Origin of the sequence: Streptacidiphilus carbonis (assembly GCF_000787775.1) — a bacterium.
In the GTDB taxonomy this organism is placed as follows: Bacteria; Actinomycetota; Actinomycetes; order Streptomycetales; family Streptomycetaceae; genus Streptacidiphilus; species Streptacidiphilus carbonis.
Map to the genome: position 1 here is coordinate 24,815 of NZ_BBPM01000032.1, position 18,516 is coordinate 43,330.

General features: G+C 71.1%; 16 protein-coding genes. 4 read left to right on the plus strand and 12 right to left on the minus strand.

Features of this window, described 5'->3' with window-relative positions; translation table 11 throughout:
• Window positions 1–81 precede the first annotated feature (81 nt).
• Complete coding sequence (locus TR46_RS23415) at window positions 82–1,479, plus strand: cation:dicarboxylate symporter family transporter (protein ID WP_042404556.1); 1,398 nt, start codon at window positions 82–84, stop codon at window positions 1,477–1,479.
• A gap of 103 nt (window positions 1,480–1,582) precedes the next feature.
• Here the strand turns inward: TR46_RS23415 and TR46_RS23420 are convergent, their stop codons facing one another.
• Window positions 1,583–2,239, minus strand: coding sequence for an NAD(P)-dependent oxidoreductase (locus tag TR46_RS23420; RefSeq protein ID WP_042404557.1), 657 nt, complete (start codon window positions 2,237–2,239; stop codon window positions 1,583–1,585).
• Between the two features lie 177 nt (window positions 2,240–2,416).
• Here TR46_RS23420 and TR46_RS23425 point away from each other — a divergent pair, with 177 nt between their 5' ends.
• Entirely contained in the window at window positions 2,417–2,851 is a 435-nt protein-coding gene (locus TR46_RS23425) for an Rrf2 family transcriptional regulator (protein WP_042404558.1), read from the plus strand.
• A 72-nt stretch (window positions 2,852–2,923) separates the two neighbouring features.
• Here TR46_RS23425 and aspS read toward each other — a convergent pair whose 3' ends face one another.
• The 3 genes from aspS to TR46_RS23440 are packed head-to-tail and all read right to left on the minus strand — an operon-like array spanning window position 2,924 to window position 6,676.
• Entirely contained in the window at window positions 2,924–4,690 is a 1,767-nt protein-coding gene (aspS, locus tag TR46_RS23430) for an aspartate--tRNA ligase (RefSeq protein WP_042404559.1), read from the minus strand.
• Window positions 4,687–5,952 (minus strand): histidine--tRNA ligase, encoded by a 1,266-nt coding sequence (gene hisS, locus TR46_RS23435; RefSeq protein ID WP_042404560.1) that lies wholly within the window; start codon window positions 5,950–5,952, stop codon window positions 4,687–4,689. Before hisS ends, aspS begins: the two co-directional genes overlap by 4 nt.
• A gap of 13 nt (window positions 5,953–5,965) precedes the next feature.
• Window positions 5,966–6,676 (minus strand): MBL fold metallo-hydrolase, encoded by a 711-nt coding sequence (locus TR46_RS23440; RefSeq protein ID WP_042404561.1) that lies wholly within the window; start codon window positions 6,674–6,676, stop codon window positions 5,966–5,968.
• A 251-nt stretch (window positions 6,677–6,927) separates the two neighbouring features.
• Between TR46_RS23440 and TR46_RS23445 the strand changes: the two genes are divergently transcribed.
• Window positions 6,928–7,818 carry a peptidylprolyl isomerase gene (locus tag TR46_RS23445; protein WP_236655456.1) on the plus strand — a complete coding sequence of 297 codons (891 nt, stop codon included), beginning with the start codon at window positions 6,928–6,930 and terminating at the stop codon, window positions 7,816–7,818.
• Between the two features lie 181 nt (window positions 7,819–7,999).
• Window positions 8,000–9,229, plus strand: a complete 1,230-nt coding sequence (locus tag TR46_RS23450; RefSeq protein WP_042404562.1) for a DUF349 domain-containing protein — start codon at window positions 8,000–8,002, stop codon at window positions 9,227–9,229.
• A gap of 165 nt (window positions 9,230–9,394) precedes the next feature.
• Here TR46_RS23450 and TR46_RS23455 read toward each other — a convergent pair whose 3' ends face one another.
• The 8 genes from TR46_RS23455 to ruvC all read right to left on the minus strand — a co-directional run bounded on the left by TR46_RS23455 (window position 9,395) and on the right by ruvC (window position 18,485).
• Window positions 9,395–11,797, minus strand: coding sequence for a RelA/SpoT family protein (locus TR46_RS23455; RefSeq protein WP_042404563.1), 2,403 nt, complete (start codon window positions 11,795–11,797; stop codon window positions 9,395–9,397).
• A gap of 127 nt (window positions 11,798–11,924) precedes the next feature.
• The gene (locus TR46_RS23460) at window positions 11,925–12,470 is read right to left on the minus strand and encodes an adenine phosphoribosyltransferase (RefSeq protein ID WP_042404564.1); all 546 of its coding nucleotides are present in this window, start codon (window positions 12,468–12,470) and stop codon (window positions 11,925–11,927) included.
• 6 nt (window positions 12,471–12,476) lie between these two features.
• Window positions 12,477–13,619, minus strand: coding sequence for a protein translocase subunit SecF (gene secF, locus TR46_RS23465; RefSeq protein WP_042404565.1), 1,143 nt, complete (start codon window positions 13,617–13,619; stop codon window positions 12,477–12,479).
• A 4-nt stretch (window positions 13,620–13,623) separates the two neighbouring features.
• A complete protein-coding gene (gene secD / locus TR46_RS23470; RefSeq protein WP_042404566.1) occupies window positions 13,624–15,417 on the minus strand; it encodes a protein translocase subunit SecD in 1,794 nt (597 codons plus the stop codon).
• Between the two features lie 146 nt (window positions 15,418–15,563).
• Window positions 15,564–16,022, minus strand: a complete 459-nt coding sequence (yajC, locus tag TR46_RS23475; RefSeq protein ID WP_042404567.1) for a preprotein translocase subunit YajC — start codon at window positions 16,020–16,022, stop codon at window positions 15,564–15,566.
• 173 nt (window positions 16,023–16,195) lie between these two features.
• Window positions 16,196–17,269, minus strand: a complete 1,074-nt coding sequence (gene ruvB / locus TR46_RS23480) for a Holliday junction branch migration DNA helicase RuvB (protein ID WP_042404568.1) — start codon at window positions 17,267–17,269, stop codon at window positions 16,196–16,198.
• 11 nt (window positions 17,270–17,280) lie between these two features.
• On the minus strand, window positions 17,281–17,898 hold the full coding sequence (ruvA, locus tag TR46_RS23485; RefSeq protein ID WP_042404569.1) for a Holliday junction branch migration protein RuvA: 618 nt from the start codon (window positions 17,896–17,898) through the stop codon (window positions 17,281–17,283).
• Window positions 17,895–18,485: a crossover junction endodeoxyribonuclease RuvC gene (gene ruvC, locus TR46_RS23490; RefSeq protein WP_042404570.1), complete on the minus strand. Its 591-nt coding sequence runs from the start codon at window positions 18,483–18,485 to the stop codon at window positions 17,895–17,897. Before ruvC ends, ruvA begins: the two co-directional genes overlap by 4 nt.
• Window positions 18,486–18,516 lie beyond the last annotated feature (31 nt).

Consider the following 18,516-nt stretch of genomic DNA (forward strand, 5'->3'; position numbering starts at 1 on the left):
CGCACCACTCCCGCGTCGATAGTCATCGGAACCGGACCACCACCAGGGGACGGACCGTATGACCGGCAAAGGAGCCGCAGCATGACCTCCGAGGCAACCGCAGCAGCGCCGCCCGCGAACAGACGTCCCGGCGGCCGGACCCACATCCTGTACCTGATGGTCATCGCGGCAGTGGTGGCCGGCATCGTGGTCGGCCTGGCCGCCCCCTCGTTCGCCGTGGACCTGAAGCCGATCGGCACCGGCTTCGTCAATCTGATCAAGATGATGATCAGTCCGATCATCTTCACCACGATCGTGCTCGGCATCGGCTCGGTCACCAAGGCCGCCAAGGTGGGCAAGGTCGGCGGCCTGGCGCTGGGCTACTTCCTGGTCATGTCGACGGTGGCCCTGGCACTGGGCCTGGTCGTCGGCAATCTGCTGGAGCCCGGCAGCGGTCTGCACCTGACCGACGCCCTGGCCAAGTCCGGCCATGCGCAGGCGGCCGCGGGCGGTTCGGAGAGCACCAGCGACTTCCTGCTCGGCATCATCCCCACCACCCTGGTCTCCGCCCTCACCGGCGGCCAGGTGCTGCAGACGCTGCTGGTCGCGCTGCTGGTGGGCTTCGCGCTGCAGTCGCTGGGCCCGGTCGGCACGCCGGTGCTGCGCGGGCTGGAGCACATCCAGGCGCTGATCTTCAAGGTCATGTCGATGATCATGTGGGTGGCCCCGCTCGGCGCCTTCGGCGCGATGGCGGCGGTGGTCGGCGCGACCGGCGTGGACGCCCTGAAGAGCCTCGCCGTGATCATGCTCGGCTTCTACCTGACCTGCGCGATCTTCGTGCTGGTGGTGCTCGGCGCGCTGCTGCGGCTGGCGGCCGGGATCAACATCTTCGCGCTGCTGCGGTACCTGGGCCGGGAGTTCCTGCTGATCCTGTCCACGTCCTCCTCGGAGAGCGCGCTGCCCCGGCTGATCGCCAAGATGGAGCACCTCGGCGTGAGCCGCCCGGTCGCCGGGATCACCGTCCCGGCCGGCTACAGCTTCAACCTGGACGGCACCGCGATCTACCTGACCATGTCGTCCATCTTCATCGCCCAGGCGATGGACAAGCCGATGTCGCTGGGCGAGCAGATCTCGCTGCTGCTGTTCATGGTGATCGCCAGCAAGGGCGCGGCGGGGGTCACCGGCGCCGGACTGGCCACCCTGGCCGGCGGCCTCCAGTCGCACCAGCCGGCCCTGGTCGACGGCGTCGGACTGATCGTGGGCATCGACCGCTTCATGTCCGAGGCCCGCGCCCTCACCAACTTCGCCGGCAACGCCGTGGCCACCGTCCTGATCGGGCACTGGACCAAGGAGCTCGACCGCGCCCGGCTCGACCTGGTCCTCCGCGGCGGGCTCCCCTTCGACGAGAGCGGCGCCGCCCAGCCGGAGGCCGGTCCTGGTGACGCGGTCGAGCACCCCGTCGGCCAACCCCTCGACACCGTTCCGGTGCAGGCGGGTTGAGCGGACGCCAGTGGCCCTGCCCGGTCCTCGGACCGGGCAGGGCCACGTCGGCGTGTCAGGACCACGCGTCTGGTCCCTGCGTCAGGACCACGCGTGGCAGGCGTCAGTACGCGACGGTGAAGCGGGCCTTGCGGTGGGCCGGCTTGTCGATCTCGTCGACGAAGGCGACAGCGTAGTCGGCGCCGGAGATGAAGGACCTGCCCTCCGCGTCGGAGAGCAGCACGTCGTCGCCGAGGCGGAAGGTGCCGGTGTGCTCACCGGGCACCCAGGCGCCGAACTCGGCTGCCGGGCTGACGTAGAACCAGTCGGCATCGGCATGGGCGTTGGCGTCGGCCGAGCGCAGCGCGTCCAGGACGAGTCCGTGCGCCGCGGCCTCGGGCTTGTAGGCGTCCGGGAAGCCGGGGGTGTCGATCAGGCGGGGACCGCCCTCGGCCACGGACAGGCTGCCCGCACCGCCGACCACGCCGAGCCGGGCGCCGCCCGCGCCGGCGGCCGTGAGCAGGGACGGGACCAGCGGGAGCAGGAACGGTTCGCCGTCCACGCTGCCGTGCACGGCCACGACCAGCACGTCGGACTTGGCCGCCAGGTCGGCCACCAGGGCCGCGTCGTCGACGGACCCGGCCACCGGGGTGACGCCGGGGCGGGCCTCGGCCGATCCGGTGCGGTTGACCGCGATGACCTCGTGCCCGCGGCGCAGGGCCTCGTCGGTGATGTGGCCGCCGGCATAGCCGGTGGCGCCGAAGACAGTGATGACCGCCATGGATGCGCTCCTTTGGATGGAATGGACGGACGTGGCGGGAGGGACTCCCGGACCAGCATGCGGGTGCTTACCGCCGCCCGCCCGACGAACGCCTCATAATTCGCCACTGCGATGATTACGAATTTAACTGTACCAGCCGTACGCACGTTTTTCGCCGCAGGACGTAGCATTGGGGGCATGGCCCAGCCCACGAACACCCAGTTCGCGGTGGCCGTCCACCTGCTCACCCTGCTGGCCGGCGCCCCCGGCGAATGGCAGGACTCGCAGTCCCTGGCCGGCAGCCCCGCGACCAACGCCACGCATGTCCGCCGCATCCTCGGCCGGCTGCGCGCCGCGGGGCTCGTCCGCTCCCAGCCGGGACCCCACGGCGGCTGGATGCTCGAACGCGAGCCCGAGAGCGTCGACCTCGCCCGGGTATGGCTCGCGGTCAACGGCGACGACCCGGTGCTGGGCGTACACGTACCGCAGCCCGACTGCGCGGTCGGCCAGCGCGTCCACCGCAACCTGCTGGCCCTGGACCGCCGGGCCCTGGACGCCCTCCTCGCCGAACTCGCGCACACCTCCGTCGCCGACGTCCTGCGCCAGGACGCCCTGGTACCCCAGCCGGGCTGAACCCGGGGGCGCACGACGAACGGGGCGGGCGCTGGATGCGCCCGCCCCGTTCTCCGTGGTGCTGTTCCGAGGTCAGCCCTCCGGCTGCTCGCTCCTGGGCTTGGCGTCGACGCCGGCCTCCTTGCGCTGCTGCGCGGTGATCGGCGTCGGGGCGCCGGTCAGCGGGTCGCCGCCGGTGGACGTCTTGGGGAAGGCCATGACGTCGCGGATGGTCTCGTAGCCGCCGAGCAGGGCGACCAGGCGGTCCAGGCCCAGGGCGATGCCGCCGTGCGGCGGGGGGCCGAAGTCGAAGGCGTTGAGCAGGAAGCCGAACTGCGACTGCGCCTCCTCCTCACTCAGGCCGATCGCGTCGAAGGCGCGCTTCTGGACGTCCTTCTGGTGGATACGGATCGAGCCGCCGCCGATCTCGGAGCCGTTGAGGACGAGGTCGTAGGCGTTGGAGAGCGCGTTGCCCGGGTCCTTGTCGAAGGTCTCCAGGGATTCGGCGGTGGGGGCGGTGAAGGGGTGGTGCACCGCGTGCCAGCCCTGGAACTCGCCCTTGTCGTCCTCGATCGGCTCGAACATCGGGAAGTCGACGACCCAGAGGAAGGCCCACGCGGACTCGTCGATGAGGTCGCAGCGGCGGCCGATCTCCAGGCGGGCCGCACCCAGCAGCTCCTGGGACGGGGTCTTCTTGCCGGCGGCGAAGAAGACCGCGTCGCCCGGCTTGGCGCCGGCCGCGGCGGCGAGGCCGGACAGGTGCTCCTCGGAGAGGTTCTTGGCGACCGGGCCGCGGAGCGAGCCGTCCTCGTCGACCAGGATGTAGGCCAGGCCGCGGGCGCCGCGGGCCTTGGCCCAGTCCTGCCAGGCGTCGAGCTGCTTGCGGGGCTGCGAGGCGCCGCCCGGCATCACGACCGCGCCCACGTAGGGGGCCTGGAAGACGCGGAACTCGGTGCCGGCGAAGTAGGCCGTCAGGTCGGTCAGCTCGTTGCCGAAGCGGACGTCGGGCTTGTCCGAGCCGTAGCGGGCCATCGCGTCCGCGTAGGTGAGCCGGGGCAGCGGGGTGGGCACGTCGTAGCCGTGGACCTCGCTCCAGATCCGGGCGACCACCTTCTCGCCCAGCTCCAGGATGTCCTCCTGGTCCACGAACGAGGCCTCGACGTCGAGTTGGGTGAACTCCGGCTGGCGGTCCGCGCGGAAGTCCTCGTCACGGAAGCAGCGGGCGATCTGGTAGTACCGCTCCATCCCGGCCACCATCAGCAGCTGCTTGAACAGCTGCGGCGACTGCGGCAGGGCGTACCAGTGGCCGGGCTGGAGCCGCACCGGGACCAGGAAGTCGCGGGCGCCCTCAGGGGTGGAGCGGGTGAGGTACGGGGTCTCGATGTCGAGATAGCCGTTCTCCTCCATCACCGTGCGGATCAGGTGGGTGGCCCGCGAGCGCAGCCGCAGCGCCCTGGCCGGGCCCTCACGGCGCAGGTCGAGGTAGCGGTAGCGGAGCCGCACCTCCTCGTTGACCGAGCCGGGCTCGTACTCGGCGACCTGGAACGGCAGCGGGGCCGCCTCGGAGAGCACGGTCAACTCGCTGACCACGACCTCGATCTCGCCGGTCGGGATCTCGGCGTTGGCGTTGCCCTCGGGGCGGACCCGGACGTCGCCGACGACCTTGACGCACCACTCGGAGCGCAGCTCGGAGACCGCCTCCAGGTCGCGGACCACGACCTGGACGGTGCCGGAGGCGTCACGCAGATCGATGAAGGCGACACCGCCGTGGTCGCGGCGGCGGGCGACCCAGCCTGCGAGGGTCACGGTGGTGCCGGCGTGCTCCGGGCGGAGCGTGCCGGCTTCATGGCTGCGGATCACGAGAGCTTCTCCTTGAGGGTGGTGACGAGAGCGTCCAGGGCGACCGGGGTCTGGTCGCCGGTGGTGAGGTCCTTGAGCTGCACGAGGTTCTCGGCGAGATCTCGCTCCCCGGCGACCAGCGCGTAGCGCGCGCCGGAGCGGTCAGCCGCCTTCATCGCGGCCTTGAGGCCCTTGCCGCCGTAGGCGATGTCGGCGCTGACGCCGGCCCGGCGCAGTTCGGTGACGGTCCGGAACAGCACACCGCGGGCCTGCTCGCCGAGCGGCACGGCGAAGACGTCGCTCGCGGCCGGCCCCGGCAGCTCGATGCCCTCGGCCTCCAGGGCCAGCACCGTGCGGTCCACGCCGAGCGCCCAGCCGACGGACGGCAGCGCCGGGCCGCCGATCATCTCGGACAGGCCGTCGTAGCGCCCGCCGCCGCCGACGGCGGACTGCGCGCCCAGGCCGTCGTGCACGAACTCGAACGTGGTGCGGGTGTAGTAGTCGAGGCCGCGGACCAGCTTGGGGTCGTCCTCGAAGGCGACGCCGGCGTCGGTGAGGATCGACCGGACCTGCTCGTGGTAGGCCTTGCAGTCCTCGCACAGGTAGTCGACCAGCATCGGCGCGCCCACCAGCTGCTTCTGCACCTCGGGCCGCTTGTCGTCGAGCACCCGCAGCGGATTGAGCTCGGCCCGGCGGACCGTGTCGGCGTCCAGGTCGAGCCCGGCCAGGAACTCCTGCAGCGCGGCGCGGTACACCGGACGGCACTGCTTGTCGCCGAGGCTGTTCAGCAGGATGCGGAACTCCCGCAGCCCGAGGGAGCGGTAGGCGTCGTTGGCGAGGATGATCAGCTCGGCGTCCAGCGCCGGGTCCTCCGCGCCGATGGCCTCGGCGCCGACCTGCCAGAACTGGCGGTAGCGGCCCTTCTGCGGCCGCTCGTAACGGTACTGGGAGCCGGAGTACCAGAGCTTGACCGGCAGGTTGCCGATCCGGTGCAGGTTGGCCTCCAGGGTGGCCCGCAGCACTGAGGCGGTGCCCTCGGGGCGCAGCGCGAGGTCCTCGTCGCTGCGCTTGGTGAGGGTGAACATCTCCTTGCTGACGATGTCGGTGGACTCGCCGACGCCGCGCGAGAAGAGCTTGACGTCCTCGAAGACGGGTGTCTCGATGTAGCCGTAGCCGGCCCGGCGCAGCGGGGCTGCGATCGCTTCACGCACGGCCAGCACGGTGGGGGCCGTGGCGGGCAGGATGTCGTAGGTGCCCTTCGGGGCCTGGAAAGAGCTGCTCACGTCTCGTCTCGAATCAGATGCCCCGGCGCGGTGCGCCGGGCTCGGCGGAGGTCGCGCCCGCTACCTGGAGCAGGTAGGGATTGCTCGCGCGCTCGCGGCCGATGGTGGTCTGGGGGCCGTGTCCGGAGAGCACCACGGTCTCGTCCTGGAGCGGCAGGCACACGCGGGCCAGCGACTCCAGGAGGGCGTCGGGGTCCCCTCCGGGGAGATCGGTACGTCCTACCGAGCCGGCGAAGAGCAGGTCCCCCGAGAAGAGCACCGGCGGAAGCTCCGGTGCGGCGGGGGTCCTGAAGGTCACCGACCCCCCGGTATGGCCGGGAGCGTGGTCGACGGTGAGACGGAGCCCGGCGAGCTCCAGCACACTGCCGTCCTCCAGGATCCGCAGGTCGTCCGGCTCGCCCACGGTGAGCTCGCCCATCAGCTGGGCGCCGAAGGCCCGGCCGAGGGCCCGCTCCGGGTCGGCCAGCATGTAGCGGTCCTCCGGGTGGATCCAGGCCGGGATGCCCCGCGCCCCGCAGACCGGTACCACCGAGGCGACATGGTCGATGTGGCCGTGGGTCAGCACCACGGCGACCGGCTTGAGCCCGTGCTCGCGGACGGCCTCCTCCACCCCCGCGGTGGCCTGGTGGCCCGGATCGACGATCACGCACTCCTCGCCGGCCGCGGGGGCGACCAGGTAGCAGTTGGTGCCCCAGGCCCCTGCGGGGAATCCGGCGATGAACACGTGAGTCCTTGTTTGTCCTGGCTGTGCACGGTGGGGAAGACGGTCGAAGTCTGTGCGCAGCCTACCGGCGGGGCAGGGACGATCGCGAACCCGTTGTTCGCCGTGGCTCTGCCGTGAACCCGTGACGGGCCCGCTCGAACCAGTTGTCGGGACCTGACACCACGTTTACAGAATCGGTCCCTACACTGAGCGGCCAACGGGTATGAAGATCCCCCGCACGGGCTGCGGCGGACGTGAAGGAGTGACGGTCGGTGGCACCCAACGACAGGCCAAGCAAGCCCCTGCCCAAGGACAAGGAGAAGCGGCGGCGGGAGCTGGAGCGGCTCAAGTACGAACGCCAGGTGGCGAGGCGGCGCGAGTCGGTGAAGCGGACCCGTAGGAACACCGCGATCGTGGGCGTGTCGGTACTCGCGGTGGCCGGTATCGCGGGTGGTGCCTGGGCGGCGACCAGCGGCGGAAGCAAGCCCAAGACCAAGAAGACGGCCGCCGCGGCGTCCACCGCCTCGGCGACGGCGAGCGCCGCTGCCAGTGCCGCCTCGGCGAAGGCCGGCTCCGCCCATGTCGCGGGCTGCACCACTCCGGCCGCGGGCAAGCCGACCACCCAGCAGTGGAAGACCGAGCCCGCGGTGACCATCGACACCAAGGCGAACTACACCGCGACCATCAGCACCAACTGCGGCCCGATCACCGTCAAGCTGGACGCCGCCGCGGCCCCGCACACGGTCAACTCCTTCGTGTACCTGGCGAGCCAGCACTTCTTCGACCACGTCACCTGCCACCGGCTGACCACCGCCGGGATCTACGTGCTGCAGTGCGGCGACCCGACCGGCACCGGCTCCGGCGGCCCCGGCTACAGCTTCAAGGACGAGAACCTGACCGCGTCCTCGATCAAGGGCGGCACCTACCCGGCGGGCACCGTGGCGATGGCGAACTCGGGCGCCAACACCAACGGCAGCCAGTTCTTCCTGGTCTACAAGGACAGCACGCTGGCCGCCAGCTACACCCCGTTCGGCACCATCACCGGCGGCCTGTCCGAGCTGCAGAAGATCGCCGCGGCCGGCACCAACAACGCCAACGGCACGGGCGACGGAGCCCCGCTGCAGACCGTGGTGATGAACGCCTTGACGACCGCGAAGAGCTGACGGCGCGCGGGGACAGTTTTCGCCGCCGGGATACGGACAGCACCGGTGCCGGTCGCCTATGTTGGCGTCTTGTAGGGTGCGTGGTCCCGGCGGCGACTGTTGGTTGATGGGCCTGCCGGGCAATGAACTGTGGACGGTGGCTCTCCCCCAGGGCGAAGGGCCGCCATATGGAGGAGGCGCTGTGACCAGCGACCCGTGGGGCCGTGTCGACGACGAGGGGACCGTCTACGTGCGGACGGCCGAGGGCGAACGCGTCGTCGGTTCGTGGCAGGCAGGCTCCCCCGACGAGGCTCTCGCCTACTTCACTCGGAAGTACGAGGGCATCGGCGTCGAGATCGGTCTGCTGGAGCGCCGGGTCCGTACCACGGACCTGGCGACCAAGGACGCCATGACCGCCATCGAGCACCTGCAGGCGCAGGTGGCCGAGGGCCATGCGGTCGGCGACCTGGACGCCCTCGCCAAGCGCCTGGAGGCGCTGGTCGGCGAGGTGGACAAGCGCCGTGACGAGCGCAAGGCGGCGCGGGCCAAGGCCCAGGAGGAGGCCAGGGCCGCCAAGGAGGCGCTGGTCGGCGAGGCCGAGCAGCTGGCGGAGTCGACGCAGTGGCGGGACGCCGGGGACCGGCTGCGGGCGCTGGTGGACACCTGGAAGGGCCTGCCGCGGCTGGACCGCAAGTCGGACGACGAGCTGTGGCACCGCTTCTCGCACGCCCGCTCGACGTTCTCCAAGCGCCGCAAGGCGCACTTCGCCACCCTGGACCAGCAGCGGGACGAAGCCCGCCAGGTCAAGGAGAAGCTGGCGAAGGAGGCCGAGTCGCTGTCGTCCTCGACGGACTGGGGCGCCACGGCGGCCCGCTACCGCGAGCTGATGACCGAGTGGAAGGCGGCGGGGCGCGCCCAGCGCGAGGCCGAGGACGAGCTGTGGGCCCGGTTCCGGGGCGCGCAGGACGTCTTCTTCCAGGCCAGGTCGGCGGTCTTCGACGAGCGCGACGCCGGCGAGCGGGAGAACCTCGGGCTCAAGGAGGCGCTGGTCGTCGAGGCCGAGGCGCTGCTTCCGGTCCGGGACCTCAAGGCCGCGAAGGCGACCTACCGGTCGGTGGCGGAGCGGTGGGAGGAGATCGGGCATGTGCCGCGCGACGCCCGGCCGAAGCTGGAGGGGCGGCTGCACGCGGTGGAGCGCGCGATCCGCGAGGCCGAGGAGGCCGAGTGGCAGCGCAGCAACCCCGAGGCGAGGGCTCGTGCCGAGGGCATGACCGGACTGCTGCAGGCGGCCGTGGACAAGCTGGAGCAGCAGATCGCCGCCGCACAGGCGCGGAACGACTCCTCGCGGGTGGCCAAGCTGGAGAAGGAACTGGCCGGGCGGCGGGAGCTGCTGGAGCAGGCCCAGAAGGGGCTTCAGGAGTTCGGGGGCTGAGGTCCTCCACCCACCGGGGCGCGGGGAACTGTTTCGACGAGGGTGCACCAAGGTGCATGGCTTGTCGCGCAGTTCCCCGCGCCCCTGGACGTTTGCAACTGGCCCGCTTGCAATCGGCTAGGGGCGCGGGGAACTGCGCGAACAACCCACCGCGGCCTGCACCTTCTAACGCGACCTGGCCGAGGTCACCCGGTACACGTCGTACACGCCCTCGACACCGCGGACGGCCTTCAAAACGTGGCCGAGGTGTTTGGGGTCGCCCATCTCGAAGGTGAAGCGGCTCATGGCCACCCGGTCGCGGGAGGTCTGGACGGCGGCCGAGAGGATGTTGACGTGCTGGTCCGAGAGGACCCGGGTGACGTCGGAGAGCAGCCGGGACCGGTCCAGGGCCTCGACCTGGATGGCGACCAGGAAGACCGAGGACTGGGTGGGCGCCCACTCCACCTCGACCATCCGCTCCTGCTGCTGCGCCAGCGCGTCCACGTTGACGCAGTCCGCGCGGTGCACCGAGACGCCGTTGCCGCGGGTGACGAAGCCGACGATGGGGTCGCCCGGCACGGGGGTGCAGCAGCGGGAGAGCTTGACCCAGACGTCGGCGACGCCCTTGACGACCACGCCGGGGTCGGCCGCGCTGCGGCGGCTGCGGCGGCCGGTGCTGGGCGAGGGGGTGGTGGTCTCGGCGATGTCCTCGGTGGCGCCCTCCTCGCCGCCCAGGGCCTGGACCAGCTTCTGCACGATGGTCTGCGCGGAGACGTGGCCCTCGCCGATCGCGGCGTAGAGCGAGGAGATGTCCGGGTAGCGCATCTCGTGCGCCAGGGTGACCAGGGAGTCGCCGGTGAGGATGCGCTGCAGCGGCAGGCCCTGCTTGCGCATGGCCCGGGTGATGGCCTCCTTGCCCTGCTCGATGGCCTCCTCGCGGCGCTCCTTGGAGAACCAGGCGCGGATCTTGTTGCGGGCCCGCGGTGACTTGACGAAGCCCAGCCAGTCGCGCGACGGCGCGGCGTTGGCGGCCTTGGAGGTGAAGACCTCGACCAGGTCGCCGTTGTCCAGGGTGGACTCCAGCGGCACCAGCCGGCCGTTGACGCGGGCGCCGATGGTGCGGTGGCCGACCTCGGTGTGGACGGCGTAGGCGAAGTCGACCGGGGTGGCGCCGGCGGGCAGAGCTATCACGTCGCCCTTGGGCGTGAAGACGAAGACCTCGTTGTTGGACAGGTCGAAGCGCAGCGACTCCAGGAACTCGCTGGGGTCCTCGGTCTCCTTCTGCCAGTCCAGCAACTGCCGCAGCCAGGCCATCTCGTTGACGGTGTCGGCCTTGGCGCCCTTGCCGGTGGGGGTGTCAGTGCGGACCTTGGAGGTGCCGGCGACGGCCTGCTGCTTGTACTTCCAGTGCGCGGCGATGCCGTACTCCGCGCGGCGGTGCATGTCGAAGGTGCGGATCTGCAGCTCAACCGGCTTGCCCCCGGGGCCGATCACCGTGGTGTGCAGCGACTGGTACATGTTGAACTTGGGCATCGCGATGTAGTCCTTGAACCGCCCCGGTACCGGGTTCCACCGCGCGTGGATGGTGCCCAGCGCCGCGTAGCAGTCGCGGACGGAGTCGACCAGGACCCGGATGCCCACCAGGTCGTAGATCTCGGCGAAGTCGCGGCCGCGCACGATCATCTTCTGGTAGACGCTGTAGTAGTGCTTGGGGCGCCCGGTGACGGTGGCCTTGATCCGGGCGGCCCGGAAGTCGCCGATGACCTGGTCGGTGACGGTGGTCAGGTACTCGTCGCGCTTGGGGGCGCGCTCGGCGACCAGCCGGACGATCTCGTCGTACATCTTGGGGTAGAGGATCGCGAAGGCGAGGTCCTCCAGCTCCCACTTGATGGTGTTCATGCCCAGCCGGTGCGCCAGCGGGGCGTAGATCTCCAGGGTCTCGCGGGCCTTCTTCTCCTGCTTCTCCCGCTTGAGGTAGCGCATGGTGCGCATGTTGTGCAGCCGGTCGGCGAGCTTGATGACCAGGACCCGGGGGTCCTTGGCCATGGCGACGACCATCTTGCGGACCGTCTCGGCCTGCGCGGCCTCGCCGAACTTGACCTTGTCCAGCTTGGTGACGCCGTCGACCAGCATGGCCACGGTGTCGCCGAAGTCGCGGCGCAGCGTCTCCAGGCCGTAGTCGGTGTCCTCGACGGTGTCGTGCAGCAGCCCGGCCATCAGAGTCGGGGTGTCCATGCCCAGCTCGGCCAGGATGGTGGCGACGGCGAGCGGGTGGGTGATGTACGGGTCGCCGCTCTTGCGCTTCTGGCCGCGGTGCCAGCGCTCGGCGATCTGGTAGGCGCGCTCCAGGGTGACCAGGTCGGCCTTGGGGTCGTTGCCGCGCACGATCCTGAACAGCGGTTCGAGGACCGGGTTGAAGGCGCTGCTGCGCTGCCCCCCGAGCCGGGCCAGACGGGCCCGTACCCGGCTGGGCGAGGGCGCGCCGGGGCGCGGGGCCTGCTGCCCCTCCTTGGCCTCTCGGACGGCTGGAGTGGTGGCGGGGGCACCGTCCTGCGCGCTGGCAGTGGTGGGCACGACCTCTTCCGGCAAGTGCACTCCTCGAGCATGGGCCCCACAAGGTTCAGTGGTGGGGACTCCTCATGGTACCGAGCACGGGCGGGCCACCGTTTGTTCCGGTGACCCGCCCGCGTCGGTCCTGCTGTTCCACCGCCCCGTGCTACAGGGCGATGACGGTTTCCAGGGGGGCTCCGCCCAGGTGGGGCCGCAGCCGCTCGCGGCCGCCGAGGAAGCCGAGCTCCATCAGCACCGCCACCCCGGCCAGCTCGGCGCCGGCCCGGCGGACCAGGTCCAGCGAGGCCTCGACGGTGCCGCCGGTGGCGAGCACGTCGTCGACCACCAGCACCCGCTCACCGGGGACGAAGGCGTCGCACTGGACCTCTATCACCGCCGAGCCGTACTCCAGGTCGTAGGCCTGGCTGAAGCACGGTCCGGGCAGCTTGCCCTCCTTGCGGACCGGGACGAAGCCCGCGCCCGCCGCGTAGGCGGCCGGGGCCGCCAGGATGAAGCCGCGCGCCTCGAGACCGACGACCTTGGTCGCGCCGAGGGCCCTGGCCCGTGCCGCCAGGTGGTCGACCAGGGCGGCGAAGGCCACCGCGTCGTCCAGCAGCGGCGCGATGTCCTTGAAGACCACTCCGGGCTTGGGGTAGTCCGGGACGTCGCGGATCCGGGAGGCCAGCAGCGCGGCCAGGTCGTCGGTACTCATGCGGTGCTACTTCCTCTTGCCGGGTGCCCGGCGGTCGTTGCGGCTGCGGTTGACCGGCTGGCGCCGGGGACCGGTGGAGCCGCCGCCGGTGCCGCTGCTGACCGGCTCGTTGTCCTGCACGGCCTCGTCGTCGGCCTGGTCCAGGACCACGCCCTCCGCCGCGGCCTTGGCCTCGGCGGAACGGCGCTGCTTGACCTTCTTGGCCAGGGCGATGTTCTCCGGCTGCCTCTCCTTGAGCCAGGCCACCATCGGGGTGGCGACGCAGATCGAGGAGTAGGCGCCGGCGGTCAGACCGACGAACAGGGCCAGCGAGATGTCGTTCAGGGTACCGGCGCCGAGCAGGCCGCCGCCGATGAACAGCAGCGCCGCGACCGGCAGGAGGGCCAGGATGGTGGTGTTGATGGACCGGACCAGGGTGCTGTTCAGCGACTGGTTGGCCGCGTCGCTGTAGTTCAGCCTGGACTGGGTGCCCAGCTTCTTGGTGGCGTCCTTGAGGCCGTCGAAGACCACGACGGTGTCGTAGAGCGAGTAGCCGAGGACGGTCAGGAAGCCGATCACCGTGCCGGAGGTGACGGTGAAGCCCAGCAGGGCGTAGACACCGACGGTGATCACCATGTCGTGCAGCAGCGCGACCAGGGCGCCCACCGCGAGCCGCCACTCGAAGGCGACGGCGAGGTAGAGCGTCACCAGCACCATGAAGGCGATCACCCCGTAGAGGGCCTTCTTGCTGATGTCGTGACCCCAGCTGGCACCGATCACCTGGGTGCTGATCTGGTTGGCGGGAACGCCCAGCTGCGAGGAGAGCTCGGAGATGGCCTTCACCGTGGAGACGTTCTCGGCGGCGCTGATCTGGATGGTGATCTGCTTGCCGGAGCTGTTGCTGGCGGACTGGACCACGGACGAGTTGTCGCCGGTGATCTTGTTGGCGACGGTCTGGGCCTGGCTGACGGTGACCCCGGGCTTGGAGATCGTGTAGATCTCGCCGCCCTTGAACTCGATGCCGAGGTTAAGGCCGCGCAGCCCGAGGCCGAGGATCGCCGCGAGCAGGATCACACCTGACAGGGCGACCCAGAGCTTGCGCCGACCGACGAAGTCGAAGCTGAGCTCGCCGGTGAAGAGCCGGTGGCCGATGTTGCCGAAGCGGGACATCTGGTCAGGCCTCCTTGGTCTCGACGGGACGGCGGCCGCCGCGCAGCGGGGGCCTCACGCCCAGCCGCTTGGGGTCGAGCCCGGACATGGGATGGCCTTCGGAGAAGAACTTCCGGCGGGCCAGCAGGGTGATCAGCGGCTTGGTGAACAGGAAGATCACCACGACGTCGAGCAGGGTGGTCAGACCCAGGGTGAAGGCGAAGCCCTGCACCTTGCCGACCGTGAAGAAGTACAGCACCGCGGCGGCCAGGAACGACACGAAGTCGGCGACCAGGATGGTGCGCCGGGCCTTGGGCCAGGCCCGCTGCACGGAGGGGCGCAGCGAGGAGCCGTGCCGGAGTTCGTCGCGGATTCTCTCGAAGTAGACGACGAAGGAGTCGGCGGTGATACCGATGGCCACGATGGCGCCGCAGACCGCCGGCAGGTTCAGCGCGAACCCGATCGTCGCGCCGAGCAGGCACATGATCGAGTAGGTCAGCACGGCGGAGACCGCCAGACCGGCGATGGCCACCAGGCCGAGGCCCCGGTAGTAGACCATCGAGTAGAGGATCACCAGCGCCAGGCCGAGGGCGCCGGCGACCAGGCCCGCGGTGAGCTGGCTGCTGCCGAGCTCGGGCGAGACCGTGGTGACGTCCTGCTGGGTGAAGGTCAGCGGGAGCGCGCCGTAGCTCAGCACGTTGGAGAGCGAGGTCGCCTGCTGCTGGGTGAAGCTGCCGGTGATCTGCGCCTGTCCGCCGGTGATCGCCGAGGACACCGAGGGTGCGGACTGGACCTTGCCGTCCAGGACGATGGCGAACTGGTTCTGCGGGGAGGTCTTCCCGGACAGCGCCTTGGTGGTGGCGGTGAACTTGCCGGCTCCGGCGGAGTTGAAGTTCAGGTTGACCTGCCAGCCGCCGTTCTGCTGGCTGATGCCGGCCGAGGCGCTGCTGATGTCGGTGCCGGGGACGGAGACCGGGCCGAGCGCGTACTTGACGTAGTAGCCGAGGCTGGCGTCGGAGGAGCAGGCGACGGCGTTCGCGTTCTCCGCGGTCTGGTAGTCGACGCGCTGGGCCGCCTGCGAGCAGTCCAGCTTGGCGAAGGCCGCGGCGAGGTCCGCCGGGACGGTGCCGTAGGTGGAGTTCGCCGACGCCGAGGCCGACGGAGTGGCCGCCGCGGCGGCGGTGCCGGTGGCGGCGGAGCCGGCTGCGTGGGTGGCGGACGCGCCGGCCGAGGCCGTCGCCTTGGTCAGGTCACCGGTGACCGCGTCGCCCTGGGTCTTGCTGGCGGACGGGCTCGCGGTGGCCGAGGCCGAACCCGCGGCGGCGCCCTTGGCCTGGGTGCTCGCCGACGCGGAGGCGCCGGCGGCCTTGGAGGCACCGGCGCTGGCGCTGGCACTGGCCGACGGGGAGACCGCGACGCCCGACGCGGCCTCGGCGAGGACGGGCCGGAAGTACAGCTTCGCGGTGGTGCCGACCTCCTGGGCGATCTGGTTGGTGTTGTTCCCCTTGGGGATCGTCACCACGATGGTGTCGCTGCCCTCGGTCTGCACGGTGGCTTCGGAGACGCCCATCCCGTTGACGCGCTGCTGCAGGATCGAGACGGCCTCGTTCATGCTGGTGCTGTTGACCGCGCCGGGGTTGCTCTTGGGAGCGACCGCCTTGAGCGTGACGGTGGTGCCGCCCGCCAGGTCGACGCCGAGGCGAGGGGTCGTGTTCCCGGTGGCGAACATGATGGCCACCAGGGCCACCGCAACCGCCAGGATCAGGCCCATCGCGCGCCCCGGGTATCCGTCACGGGGACGGGATTTGGGTGATGCCACCTTCTCGATTCTCTCTGTCCATGCCGTGGGTGGGGCGCGCCGCCGCCGCCGGGGGTCCGGCGGACAGGGGACGGCGCGGCCACGACGCAGCGATCCGTTGGGGCCGTCCGGGGTGAGTGGCCCCGGCGTCTGCCGTAAGGGGCAGGCTACTTGGCTGCTACGCCCTTGTCAGCGGCGGCCTCTGCGTCTTCCTCCGCCCCGGAGTCGGCCTTCTCCAGGGAAGGCGCCTTGTCCAGCTCGACCGGGGCCTCGTCGGCGACGACGGCAGCCAGGGCGTCGTCCTCGACCTGGTCGGCGTCCTCGTCCGCCTCGTCGGCGATCTCGTCGCCGTGGACGATGCGGTTGTACTCAGCACCGTCCATCACGACGGCGATGGCGTTCTTCGCGTAGATGGCGTGGACGCCGGGGGCGACCTCCAGCTCGACGGAGTCCTCGTTCACGGCCTTGACCAGGGCGTACATGCCGCCGATGGTGCGGATGCCGGAACCGGGCTCCATCTTGTTGCGCATCTCCGAGGCCGCCGCCTGCTTCTTCTTGGCAGAGCGGGTCATCAGGAACATCGCGCCCATCATGACGACGATGATGACGAGGAATGAGGAATTCACGGCTGACAGGTCCTTTGCGAGGCCGCAAGGGAAGCGGCCGGTCATTTCGGTGGCGGGCCGTCCGAAAGGGGGCGGCAACGGCGGAGTCTAGGCGACCCGCCTTGGAGGGACAACGTCAAGCATGTCATCCCGGTTCCGACGATAGCGAGTACCAGGGCTGGCTTCGGTACGGTTCAGCCCTCCGGAGACCCGCCGAAGAGGTCCTGCTGGGCCGGCAGGGAGGCGTGCGGCGGCGCGGTCGGGGGTGTGAGGCCGAGGTGCTGCCAGGCGGCGGCGGTGGCGATCCGGCCCCTGGGAGTACGGGCCAGCAGGCCCTCGCGCACCAGGAACGGCTCGGCGACCTCCTCCACCGTCTCGCTCTCCTCCCCCACCGCGACCGCCAGGGTGGACAGGCCCACCGGACCGCCGCCGAAGAGTTTCAGCAGGGCGTGCAGCACGGCGCGGTCCAGCCGGTCGAGCCCGCGCTCGTCCACCTCGTACACCCCCAGCGCCGCCGCTGCGATCTCCTTGGTGATCTCGCCGTCATGCCTGACCTGCGCGAAGTCCCGGACCCGGCGCAGCAGCCGGTTGGCGATACGGGGCGTGCCGCGGGACCGTCCGGCGATCTCGGCCGCGCCCGCGGTGTCGATGCTGACGTCGAGCAGCCGGGCCGAGCGGTGGATCACGCGCTCCAGTTCGACCGGCGCGTAGAACTCCATGTGGCCGGTGAAGCCGAAGCGGTCCCGCAGCGGCGGGGGCAGCAGTCCGGCCCTGGTGGTGGCGCCGACCAGGGTGAACGGCGGCAGCTCCAGCGGGATGGCGGTGGCGCCGGGGCCCTTGCCGACGATCACGTCGACCCGGAAGTCCTCCATCGCCATGTAGAGCATCTCCTCGGCCGGCCGGGACATCCGGTGGATCTCGTCGAGGAACAGCACCTCGCCCTCGGTGAGCGAGGACAGGATCGCGGCGAGGTCGCCGGCGTGCTGGATGGCCGGGCCCGAGGTGATCCGGATCGGGGCGCCCATCTCCGCCGCGATGATCATCGACAGGGTGGTCTTGCCCAGTCCGGGCGGGCCGCTGAGCAGCACATGGTCCGGGGTGGCGGCCCGGTGCCGGGCGGCCTGCAGCACCAGCGACAACTGCTCGCGGACCCTCTCCTGTCCGATGAACTCGTCCAGGTCCTTGGGTCGCAGCGCGGCCTCGACGGCGCGGTCCTCGCCGTCGGCGGTGGAGGAGACGGCCGAGGAGGACTCGTCGTAGGGACTCATCGGGCTGCTCCTCAGCGGGTGCGGTTGCGGGTACGGAGGGCGCTGCGGAGCAGGGCGGAGACATCGGCCCGCTCCTGGGCCTCGGCCTCGGGCGTGACGGCGGCCACCGCGTCCTCGGCCTCGCGCGGGGCGAAGCCCAGGCCGACCAGGGCTGCGTGCAGCTGGTCCTGCCAGGGGGCGGGGCCCGAGGACTGCGCGGCGTGCTGCTGGGCCGGGACGGCGCCGGAGGGCGCGCCGAGCTTGTCCTTGAGCTCGATCAGCAGCTTCTGCGCGCCCTTCGGCCCGATGCCGGGGACGGCGGTGAGGGTCTTGGCGTCGCCGCGCTGGACCGCGGTGCGCAGCGTGTCGGGGCGGTGCACGGCCAGCATGGCCTGGGCGACCTTGGGGCCGATGCCGCTGGCGGTCTGCAGCACCTCGAAGGTGGTGCGCTCGTCGTCGTCGGCGAAGCCGTAGAGGGTGAGCGAGTCCTCCCGGACCACCAGCGAGGTGGCCAGCCGGCCGTGCTCGCCCACCTTCAGCCCGGCCAGCACCGCGGGCGCGCACTGGACCAGCATGCCCACCCCTCCGACCTCGATGACTGCGGAGGCCGGGCCGAGGGCGGCCACCGGGCCACTGACGAAGGCGATCATCGGCGGTACTCCTTGCTGGGACTGTGCTCACTGGGGCTGTGCCTGCTGGGGCCCTGCCTGCTGGGGATGCGCCCCTGCGGGGTCCGCGCCACGGCGGCGGCGATGCGGTCGGTGGCCGCCCCCCGCCAGATGTGGCAGATGGCCAGGGCGAGGGCGTCGGCGGCGTCGGCCGGCTTGGGCGGCGCGTCCAGCCGCAGCAGCCGGGTGACCATGGCGCCGATCTGGGCCTTGTCGGCGCGGCCGCTGCCGGTGACGGCGGCCTTGACCTCGCTCGGGGTGTGCAGGGTGACCGGGATGCCGCGCCGGGTGGCGCAGAGCATGGCCACCGCGCTGGCCTGGGCGGTGCCCATCACGGTGCGGACGTTGTGCTGCGCGAACACCCGTTCCACGGCGACGAGTTCGGGCCGGTGCTGGTCGAACCAGAGCTCCAGCCCCTCCTCGATCCGCAGCAGCCGGTGCGCGACGTCCAGCTCGGCCGGGGTGCGGACCACGCCGCAGGCGACCATCCGCAGCGGACGCCCGGGGGCGCCGTCGACCACGCCGACGCCGCAGCGGGTCAGACCGGGGTCGACCCCGAGTACGCGCACACCTGTGCCCTTCACCTCGAACGGATGGTTG

Coding starts and splice junctions, on each gene's coding strand:
- TR46_RS23415 (WP_042404556.1), top strand. CDS start 82: ATGACCTCCGAGGCAACCGCAGCAGCGCCGCCCGCGAACAGACGTCCC.
- TR46_RS23420 (WP_042404557.1), bottom strand. CDS start 2,239: ATGGCGGTCATCACTGTCTTCGGCGCCACCGGCTATGCCGGCGGCCAC.
- ruvB (WP_042404568.1), bottom strand. CDS start 17,269: ATGAGTCCCTACGACGAGTCCTCCTCGGCCGTCTCCTCCACCGCCGAC.
- TR46_RS23425 (WP_042404558.1), top strand. CDS start 2,417: ATGGCCCAGCCCACGAACACCCAGTTCGCGGTGGCCGTCCACCTGCTC.
- secF (WP_042404565.1), bottom strand. CDS start 13,619: ATGTCCCGCTTCGGCAACATCGGCCACCGGCTCTTCACCGGCGAGCTC.
- ruvA (WP_042404569.1), bottom strand. CDS start 17,898: ATGATCGCCTTCGTCAGTGGCCCGGTGGCCGCCCTCGGCCCGGCCTCC.
- TR46_RS23460 (WP_042404564.1), bottom strand. CDS start 12,470: ATGAGTACCGACGACCTGGCCGCGCTGCTGGCCTCCCGGATCCGCGAC.